This is a genomic window from Nostoc flagelliforme FACHB-838 (assembly GCF_014698065.1).
Classification (GTDB): Bacteria; Cyanobacteriota; Cyanobacteriia; order Cyanobacteriales; family Nostocaceae; genus Nostoc; species Nostoc flagelliforme_B.
The window spans coordinates 1-9684 of sequence record NZ_JACJSI010000222.1 but is presented as its reverse complement, the minus strand read 5'-3'; the positions used below and the strand labels follow the sequence as shown (position 1 = coordinate 9684).

At 41.5% G+C, this 9684-nt stretch carries 3 protein-coding genes and 5 pseudogenes; all 8 read left to right on the top strand.

Annotated features, from left to right (window positions below; all coding sequences use genetic code 11):
- A pseudogene (locus H6G97_RS38160) lies at nucleotides 1-89 on the top strand (IS5/IS1182 family transposase); the annotation flags it as partial.
- A 21-nt stretch (nucleotides 90-110) separates the two neighbouring features.
- Nucleotides 111-1754 (top strand): annotated as a pseudogene (locus tag H6G97_RS38155) (GAF domain-containing protein); the annotation flags it as partial.
- Nucleotides 1744-1959 (top strand): annotated as a pseudogene (locus H6G97_RS53660) (response regulator); the annotation flags it as partial. The pseudogenes H6G97_RS38155 and H6G97_RS53660, both read left to right, overlap by 11 nt.
- A gap of 186 nt (nucleotides 1960-2145) precedes the next feature.
- Nucleotides 2146-3309, top strand: coding sequence for a hybrid sensor histidine kinase/response regulator (locus H6G97_RS38150; protein ID WP_190945881.1), 1164 nt, complete (start codon nucleotides 2146-2148; stop codon nucleotides 3307-3309).
- 630 nt (nucleotides 3310-3939) lie between these two features.
- Entirely contained in the window at nucleotides 3940-4665 is a 726-nt protein-coding gene (locus H6G97_RS38145; RefSeq protein WP_190945880.1) for a helix-turn-helix domain-containing protein, read from the top strand.
- Nucleotides 4559-7289, top strand: a pseudogene (locus H6G97_RS38140) (peptidase domain-containing ABC transporter). The gene H6G97_RS38145 and the pseudogene H6G97_RS38140 overlap by 107 nt, the downstream one beginning before the upstream one ends.
- A gap of 197 nt (nucleotides 7290-7486) precedes the next feature.
- Nucleotides 7487-9010: a beta-barrel domain-containing protein gene (locus H6G97_RS38135; protein WP_190945879.1), complete on the top strand. Its 1524-nt coding sequence runs from the start codon at nucleotides 7487-7489 to the stop codon at nucleotides 9008-9010.
- Between the two features lie 116 nt (nucleotides 9011-9126).
- Nucleotides 9127-9573 (top strand): annotated as a pseudogene (locus H6G97_RS38130) (peptidylprolyl isomerase); the annotation flags it as partial.
- Nucleotides 9574-9684 lie beyond the last annotated feature (111 nt).

Below are 9684 nucleotides of genomic sequence, written 5' to 3'. Positions count from 1 at the left end.
GCAAAGACTATGAACGGCTTCCTGAGATGAGCGAAGCTGCCATCTATGCTGTGATGACACGTATTATGTTACGTCGTCTTGCTGCCTAAAGATTTTCTTTATAAATGGTTTCTAATACATTAAAGATTTTCGGAATTGCTCCCGAAAATATGTTGCACAAAAAACTAGAAGATTTATTAGATCCCTTTCAAATAGAGAGAATTAAAACAGGGCTATCTGGAGAAAATCTTGATTTCATCAATCCCACAAAAGTTTGGGTACGAAAAAAAGGTGATGAATACGTAGTATTTGATGCAATATTTCACCGCAATACCGAAGGATTTTTAATCCTGGAGTTAGAACCTGCTCTAACTCAAGAAAATATTCCATTTTTAAGCTTTTATGATCTAGCTAGAGCCTCCATAAATCAACTAGAAAAAACAGCAAATCTCCGTGATTTTTGTCAAGTTATCGTTCAAGAAGTTCGGAAAATAACGGAATTTGACCGGGTAATGTTATATAAATTCGATGATGATGGGCATGGTTCCGTTATCGCTGAAGAAAAACTAGAAAGCCTAGAACCTTACTTAGGGCTGCATTACCCAGAGTCAGATATTCCCAAACCAGCGAGAAAATTATTTGCTGCCAATTCGATCAGAATCATTCCAGATGCTTATTCTCAGCCAGTAAAACTTTTTCCTGCCAATAATCCAATTAGCGATCGCCCCATTAATTTAACCAACTCTATTCTTAGAAGTGCTGCTCCCTGTCATATGGAGTACTTGCATAATATGGGTGTTGGTGCTTCGCTTACTATCTCTTTAATTAAAGACCAAAAACTCTGGGGACTAATTGCTTGTCACCATCAGTCCCCTAAATATGTTTCCTACGAATTGCGGAAAGCTTGCGAATTTTTGGGACGAGTAATATTTGCAGAAATCTCAGCGAGAGAAGAAACCCAAGACTATTATCACCGGATAAATCTGACACACCTTCAATCAATCTTGATTGAATATATGTCTCAAGAAGAAAACTTTATTGATGGTTTAGTTAAAAATCCGCAGCATCTTTTAGATTTTGGTAACGCTCAAGGCGCGGCCGTGTGTTTTGGGGGAAATTGCACAGTAGTTGGTGAAACGCCTAGAGAAGAAGACCTGAATTATTTAGTCCAATGGCTCAAGAATAATGTTGAGGAAGAAGTCTTTTGTACAGATTCCCTACCACATATTTATCCAGATGCCGAAAGCTTTAAAAATGTCGCTAGCGGTTTGTTAGCTATTCCCATCGCCAAGCGGAATTATGTTTTATGGTTCCGGCCGGAAGTAATTCAAACTGTAAACTGGGGTGGCGATCCTAATAAGGCATTTGAAGTTAGCCAGTTAGAAGGAAATGTCCGCCTGTGTCCACGTAAATCATTTGAACTTTGGAAAGAAACGGTTCGCTTAACATCTTTACCTTGGAAAGATGTAGAAGTTAAAGCAGCATTGGAACTGCGGAAAGCAATTGTTAATATTGTGCTGCGTCAAGCCGATGAACTAGCCCAGTTAGCGCAGGATTTAGAACGTTCTAACGCCGAACTGAAAAAGTTTGCCTACGTCGCCTCCCATGACTTGCAAGAACCACTCAATCAAGTTGTGAATTACGTGCAATTGTTGGAGATGCGGTATAGCGAAGAACTTGACGAAGATGCTCAAGAGTTTATCAGCTATGCTGTGCAAGGAGTTAGCCTGATGCAGACATTGATCGATGACGTATTGGCATACTCGAAAGTGGATGGCGGAAATAAAAGCCGACCCACTACTGAAGCGTATTCCAGTTGTTGTGTTAACAACCTCAAAAAATGAGGATGACATTTTTCACAGCTACGATTTACATGTGAATTGCTATATCACTAAATCTCGCAACCTCAACCAATTATTTCAAATCGTCAAGAGTATTGAAGATTTTTGGCTCTCTACTGTAACACTACCATCGGAGTGAGCAGGGGAGGCAGAGGGGCAGGGGGCAGGGAGCAGGGGGAGCAGGGGGAGCAGGGGAAGAAAAATGATTGATTAATGCCCAATGCCCAATGCCCAATGCCCAATGCCCAATGCCCAATGACAAATGACAAATGACAAATAACAAATGACAAGATAGAGCAGCAATAGGGGGTGAAACCTGAAGATTATGGTTGTGAGCTACTCAGTAAAAATCTTGTTAATCGAGGATAATCTGGCTTCTGCTAGGTTGTTACAAGAGTTTCTGACACAAGCGCAGTCCCAAGAATTTACTCTGGTTCATGTAACGCGATTGGGGGAAGCACTTCAGGAACTAAGTAAATGTAATTATGATGTAATTTTATTAGATTTAACTCTACCTGATAGCCAAGGATTGTCATCTCTACCTCCTCTGATTGGTCAAGCGCCAAGCATACCGATTGTTGTCCTAACAAATACAAATGACGAAGAACTGGCAATTGAAGCAGTGCGACAGGGGGCACAAGATTATCTAGTCAAGCGCCAGGTAAATGTAGATGTGTTAGTGCGATCGCTACGTTATGCGATCGAGCATAAGCAGGTTTTAGAATCATTACGCACAGTCAATGAAACGTTACAAACTCGGGTTGAAGAACGAACTGCTGAACTGGTGAAAGCCAATGAACTTGATCAGTTCAAATCTGAATTTGTCTCAATGCTCTCTCATGACATCCGCAATCCCCTAAATACTATTCTCTTGGCTGCTGGATTACTACAAAACCAAGATGAAAGATTGACCAAAGAGAAAAAACTGAATCATTTACAAATGATTCGCTCGGCAATCAAAAACATGGCAAAGCTATTAGATGAAGTTACATTCATCGGGAAAGCTGATTCCGGTAGACTGGGGTATGACCTCATCTGCTTAGATTTAGAAGCTTTTTGCCGCCAAATGGTCGAAGAAGTTCGATTGCTCGCAAATGAGAAGCATCTGACTTTGGTATTCGCCAGTTTTGGGCAATTAGACGAAGCACTATGGGATGAAAGCTTACTGCGGCATATTTTGGGCAATTTACTTAGCAATGCGATTAAGTATTCACTACCGGGCGGCATAGTGCGTTTTGAACTAATTGGTCAGGAAAAAGCGGTAATTTTCCGAGTTCAAGATTGCGGAATTGGCATTCCTCAAGAAAACCAAAAGCGACTGTTTCAGCCTTTCCAACGTGCGGACAATGTTGGAACCATCCCTGGTACTGGCTTGGGATTAGCGATCGCCAAAAAATGTGTCGATGCACAGGGAGGCGAGATTGTAGTCAATAGTCAAGTTGGAGTCGGTACTACTTTTACCGTCACCCTCCCTTTACTAAAAGATTAAGCATATCAGCAAGTAATTAAAGTCAAATACTATACAGCTTAAGGAATGGAGCAAAGTATCTTTAAAGGAATTGCTTTTGAATGTTTAGCCTACTGTATAAAGGTTTTTAGGCTACCTGGAAAAGCTTTCAGGGGAAATTTCTAATAGCGCTATCTCAATAAAAATGAGCTATATTTATACCAACTCTATCACGCTTGCGATAGATCCTTGATGCCTCTTAGCCAGTTTAAAAAAGGGGGGAGCTTAATCTGGGCTTTAAGTTCCCTTTTTTTTTGAAGGAGATTTAGATGATCTCTGTGTGTGCAACATTTTTGTTCAAGATTGATATCAGCTATATATATTCTTTTAAATTATAAAAGTATTTTTACTTATAAATAAAATGTACAGTAATAATACTGAGTTATCGTGTTTAACCTAATATTCATGGAAATTTTACGGTTAATTTACGGAATTTACATATCCGAGTTGTAGCTTGATATAAGCCTGACATACAATACACGTAATACATAAAACAATGTGCGCTACTAGGGTAATCACTAGGTCCTAAAAAGATTTTTTTGTAAGTGCTTGAAAAATTATACGTCAAGCACAAGGCATTGATGCGTCTACATAACTAGCAATTCTAAGTTTATGTCCAACTGCCAAGCGAAACCTGAAACCAACTACTTAAGTGGATCTAATGGTAAGTGTTTAACAGCGTTTCAGCGGAAACTGCTACTACAAAATTTGCACAAAAGTTTACTTGAATCATACCGCCAACGAATTGAAATCATGTTGTTGGCAGATGAGGGGAAAACTCAAACGGAGATTTGTCAAACCTTGGGGTGTTGTGCAGCAACGGCACGACATTGGACACACATAGCCCGAACTGGAATGGCGCATCAATGGCAAGATTGCCCCATTGGTCGCCCGAAGGCTGTGAATGATCAGTATTTAGAGCGTTTGAAGGAATTAATTAACAGTAGTCCCCGCGAGCATGGCTATGCTTTTCGACGATGGACAGCTAACTGGCTTGGGAAACATCTAGCAAAAGAATTTGAGATTGAAGTAAGCGATCGCCATATCAAGCGACTGCTCAAACAGATGGGATTGTCCACCCTACCAAAACCCAGCAATTCTGAAGCAAACAGCCATGAGCAGGCTAAGGGTTCCAAAATTTTGATTAATGACCTGAAATCGGCAGTTATTCCAGATGATTCCGAATTCTTACCTATTAACTTTGCAAAATTAGAAAAACCTTTAGACATTCATGGCGCAAGATATATCCGCTCAGTTAATAACGCTGCAACAGTTCAACAATACTCTGGGTTATTCTCTTTCGACAGAGGAATTTCAGCAATGTCTTCAACAAGTTAAATTTATCAACCCGAAAGTCGGCAAGTTCTGGCAAGGAACTGATGTCCAACCAGGAATCTATATTGCGATCGCTGGTAAGGTCAGGTTGCTAGATAGCACCGATGAGTTAATCGCCACTTTAGAAACAGGAGACTCATTTGGAGAATTTACCTTGTTTAAGGAGGGTGACTTCAAACCTTATGCAGCAAGGGCTTCAGTCAACTTGCAACTGTGCTTTGTTCCAGGTGAAGTGTTGTGGCCATTGATGGCTAAATATCCCCAAATTCGGGAGCATTTGTGGGCTAAGGCGCTATCTCGTAACCCCCAAGAACTGGACTCAAATAACCTCCCAGTACTCCGATCTGACTCAAAACGGCTGGATGAAACGCAGATTTTGTCAACATCAGCAGTAAAGCCACGCGAGAAAAAGATTAGCAAAGCCTATTTTCCCAACTCCACGCAGCGAGTCGGGCATTTATTACAGCGTGTGATTCGGCGCTATCCGTTTTTTGCCCAACAGAGTGGATCGGATTGCGGTGCAGCTTCTTTAGTGATGGTGTCTCGCTATTGGGGGAAAAACTTTAGTGTCAATCGCCTGCGGGATATCGCTAATGTTGACCGTAATGGCTCATCACTGCGGGGGTTATCGGCGGCGGCGGAAAGTATTGGTTTTTCCACGCGACCTGTCAAAGCGAGTCTTGACCAATTAGCGAAGCAAAAATTGCCTGCGATCGCTCATTGGGAAGGCAAACATTACATCGTTGTCTACGAAATTACCCCTAAATACGTTATTGTAGCCGACCCTGGCATCGGGCAATGCAGCCTCAGCCACGCCGAATTGTAAAGCCAACTGGACTGGTTACACATTGCTGCTGCAACCGACAGCCATGCTAAAGGATACCAAAGAGAGTTCTACTCCTTTTTGGCAGTTCTTTGAATTGATGAAGCCTCACTCTTTAGTAATGCTGGAAGTGTTTATCGCTTCCTTATTTATCCAGATATTTGGACTTGTTACTCCCTTATTTACCCAGTTAATTTTAGACCGAGTGGTAGTGCAGCGTTCTGAACTAACCTTAACGGCGGTGGGGTTAGGGTTACTGATTTTTAGTTTATTCCGTGTGGCGATGACAGGGTTGCGGCAATATTTGTTAGACCACACGGCAAATAAACTCGATTTAGCATTGATTGTAGGATTTATCCGCCATACCCTACGGCTACCCTTGAGTTACTTTGAGTCCCGTTATGTGGGGGATATTATCTCTCGCGTACAGGAAAACCGTAAAATTCAACGCTTCCTCTCCGGTGAGGCGTTATCCATCCTGCTGGATTTAGTTACTGTCTTTATCTATTTAGGATTGATGTTTTGGTACAGTTGGAAAATGGCGTTATTGGTGTTGGTGATTATACCGCCTTTTTTCCTGCTGGCATTAATTGCCACACCTTTTTTACAAAAGATTTCTAGAGAAATATTTAATGCTGTTGCTAATGAAAGCAGCTATCTAATTGAAGTCCTTTCTGGTGTGCGAACAGTTAAATCCACAGCAGTGGAACAGACAGTGCGTTGGCATTGGGAAGAGTTATTAAGTAAGGAAGTCAAAACTAACTTTTCTGGGCAAATTATTAGCAATCGCTTGCAAATATTCAGCAACACAATTGAAGCAGTGGTAACTACCATCTTGCTGTGGTTTGGGGCATACCAAGTAATTCACAACCAGCTAACCATTGGGCAATTGGTAGCATTTAATATGTTGCTGGGAAATATTATTAGACCCTTCCAACGATTAACAGTTTTATGGAATCAATTGCAAGAAGTGGTGATTGCCATAGAACGCATTAATGATGTGTTAGATGCGGAACCAGAAGAGGATTTGCAGCAGCAGGCGCGGCAATCTTTACCACCGATTCAAGGGAACATTCGTTTTGACAATGTGACATTTCGTTATCACCCTGAAGGCGATATCAATATTTTAGAAAATCTCAGTTTTGAAATACATAGTGGGCAAATGGTTGCCCTGGTGGGACGGAGTGGTTCGGGTAAAACCACAATTTCTAAGCTGGTTTTGGGGTTATATCCCCCCACAGATGGCAAAGTGTTGATTGATGGGCAGGATATTAACAGTCTTTCGTTGCGTTCTCTACGCGAGCAAGTTGGGGTAGTTGACCAAGATACCTTTTTATTTGGCGGAACGATTCGGGAAAATATTAGCTTGGCACATCCTGGGGCAACTTTGGCAGAGATTATTGAGGCGGCGCGATTGGCGGGTGCTGATGAGTTTATTAAAAAGTTACCTATGGGTTATGAAACCCAGATTGGTGAGGGAGGGGGGATGTTGTCTGGAGGACAGCGACAAAGAATTGCGATCGCTAAAGCGTTGTTAGGCAATCCCAAGTTGTTGATTTTGGATGAAGCGACTTCCCATCTTGATGCAGAGTCAGAAAGGATTATTCAGACGAATTTAAATACAATTCTCAAAGGCAGAACCACCTTAGTAATTGCCCATCGTCTTTCAACTGTGCGTCATGCAGATTTGATTTTGGTGCTAGATCGCGGCGTGTTGATTGAGAGCGGGACTCACAAAGAGTTGATGGGGAAGCGGGGACATTATTTTTATCTCAATCATCAGCAGTTGGATGTTGCAGGGTGAAACAACAGGAAAAGTAGAAAGCTTTTGTTGTCTCCCCACTCCCAGGTTCGGATAAGACTTGATCCCCCCTAGGGGGTAAATAGGAGGCAAAGCCCCCCTTTTTTAAGGGGGGTTGGGGGGATCTCCTCAAGCCAAACATATTAACCGAACCGTATTGTCCCCACTCCCAAAATCCAAAATTGATATTAGGAAAAATCATGCCAAACACATTAAATGGAAGGGTTCAAACCCAAATCTATGAGGTAGAACAGCACGAGGAAGTTTTAAGGGAGCAAACACCAGCCATATCAACTGATGATTGGGCTTACGCAACCAAGGATTTACTTGATAGCTTGCCCCAGGTTTGGACAAGGGGATTGCTGTATTTTTTGGTAGTGTTTGTATCGACCATTTTACCTTGGGCGATGCTATCTAAGGTAGATGAAACTGGTACAGCAAGAGGGCGACTTGAGCCAAAGGGAAAAACGGTTAGGCTGGATGCTGCTGTGGCAGGTACTGTTGCCGAAATTCGGGTAAAAGAGGGTGATTCGGTTAAAGTTGGGCAGACTTTATTAGTGTTGGAATCGGAATTAGTTAAGGCAGAATTGCGGCAGGCACAGGAGAAGTTAGAAGGGCAATTAAATCGACTTTCTCAGTTAAATTCATCTAAAAGTCAGTTAGTTGTATCTTTAACAACTCAACAGCAGCAGAACCAGTCTCAACAGCTAGAAAAGCAGGCTCAAATTGACCAAGCGCGACAGAATATGAATGCTCTGAGGAATTCGTATGACTTACAAAAAGACGAAAAATTAGCTCAAGTCAATCAGGCACGGCAAACTCTTGAGCATAATCAAACAGCTAATAAGTTAATAAACAGTAGTTTGGCGAGTAGCGAGCGAGAAGTTGAACGCTATCGCAGTCTTTGGCAGTCAGGGGTTGTTTCAGAAACTAATGTTGTCCAAAAGCAAGATATAGCTAAAGAAAGGCAACAGTTATACGAACAAAATAAGTCAGATATTCAGCAGGCTAAACTACGTTTGGTAGAACAAAAAAGTAGTTATGAGCGGACTATTCGCCAAGCAAATGCAGATATTGAGCAGGCACTATTGCGACTGAAAGAACAAGAAAGGAGTTATCACACCTTAACTCGTTCCAGCAAGCTAGCTTTGCTAAAAATCGACGAACAACAGAAGAATCTGGAGACAGAAATTACTACGCTTCAGGCAGAAATTGCTCAGAGTAAGAGTCAGATTGTCTCATTAAAGTTTCAGTTAGGACAACGAGAGTTAAGAGCCACCGTCAATGGTAGAGTGTTTCAGTTACCGATACAAAGGGCTGGGTCTGTAGTACAACCAGGAGCAATGATTGCGGAGATTGCGCCCCAAGGTTCGCCTTTAATAATTCAGGCGCAAATGGCAACAAATGAGAGTGGTTCTTTGCGAAGAGGATTGCCAGTAAAGTTAAAGTTTGATGCTTATCCATTTCAGGATTATGGTGTGCTAGAAGGAGAACTGTTAGAGATTTCTCCTACTACCATAGAGGTGGAAACATCTAATGGAAAGGTGGCAGCTTATGACTTGGAAATTGCCCTAAAACAAAATTGTATTCCCTCGGCTAATAAATGTATTGCCCTGCGTCCTGGAGATACAGCGACAGCTGAAGTAATTGTGCGCCAGCGTCGGATTATTGATTTTCTGCTTGATCCGTTTAAGCAGTTGCAGCAGGGTGGGGTGAAATTGTAGGGGAATTCGCGGTACTTTTACATTTCTCAACTTCATCACCCACTACCATTACTTTTTAGGGAAAAAAGTGATTATTTTAGTTTTAATTTTGTTTACCTAATTTAAGGAGAAAAATCATGTCTCAACCTATTACCATTACCAACGAAGATATTCTTGAGCAAGTCAAGTTATCCTGCAAAATTCCTGAGATACTTGAAGAGATTGTTACCCGCAAGGTTATTGCAAATGTCGCAAATGAGGCGGGTATTAAAGTGGAGACTGGGGAACTTCAGCAAGCAGCAGATAAATTCCGATTAATGTATCAACTTAAGAGTGCTGACGATACCTGGTCATGGCTGGAAAAACATAGTCTTTCTTTAGATGATTTTGAAATAATTGTTTACAACAGGCTGATCTCTACGAAGTTACTTGCTCATTTGTTTTTAGATAAAATTGAACCTTACTTTTTTGAAAACCAATTGGACTATGCTGGTGTGATAATGTATGAAATCATCTTAGATGATGAAGACTTGGCAATAGAACTTTTCTATGCCATTCAGGAAGGCGAGATGATTTTTTATGATCAGGACTTACGCAACTGGAACAAATAGCGAGCGGGGCGTAGCCCTACCACACGACAATTTAAATCAAACCAAGCACATAGGAATACTTGGGCGTTTTAGTTGCTGAATTAA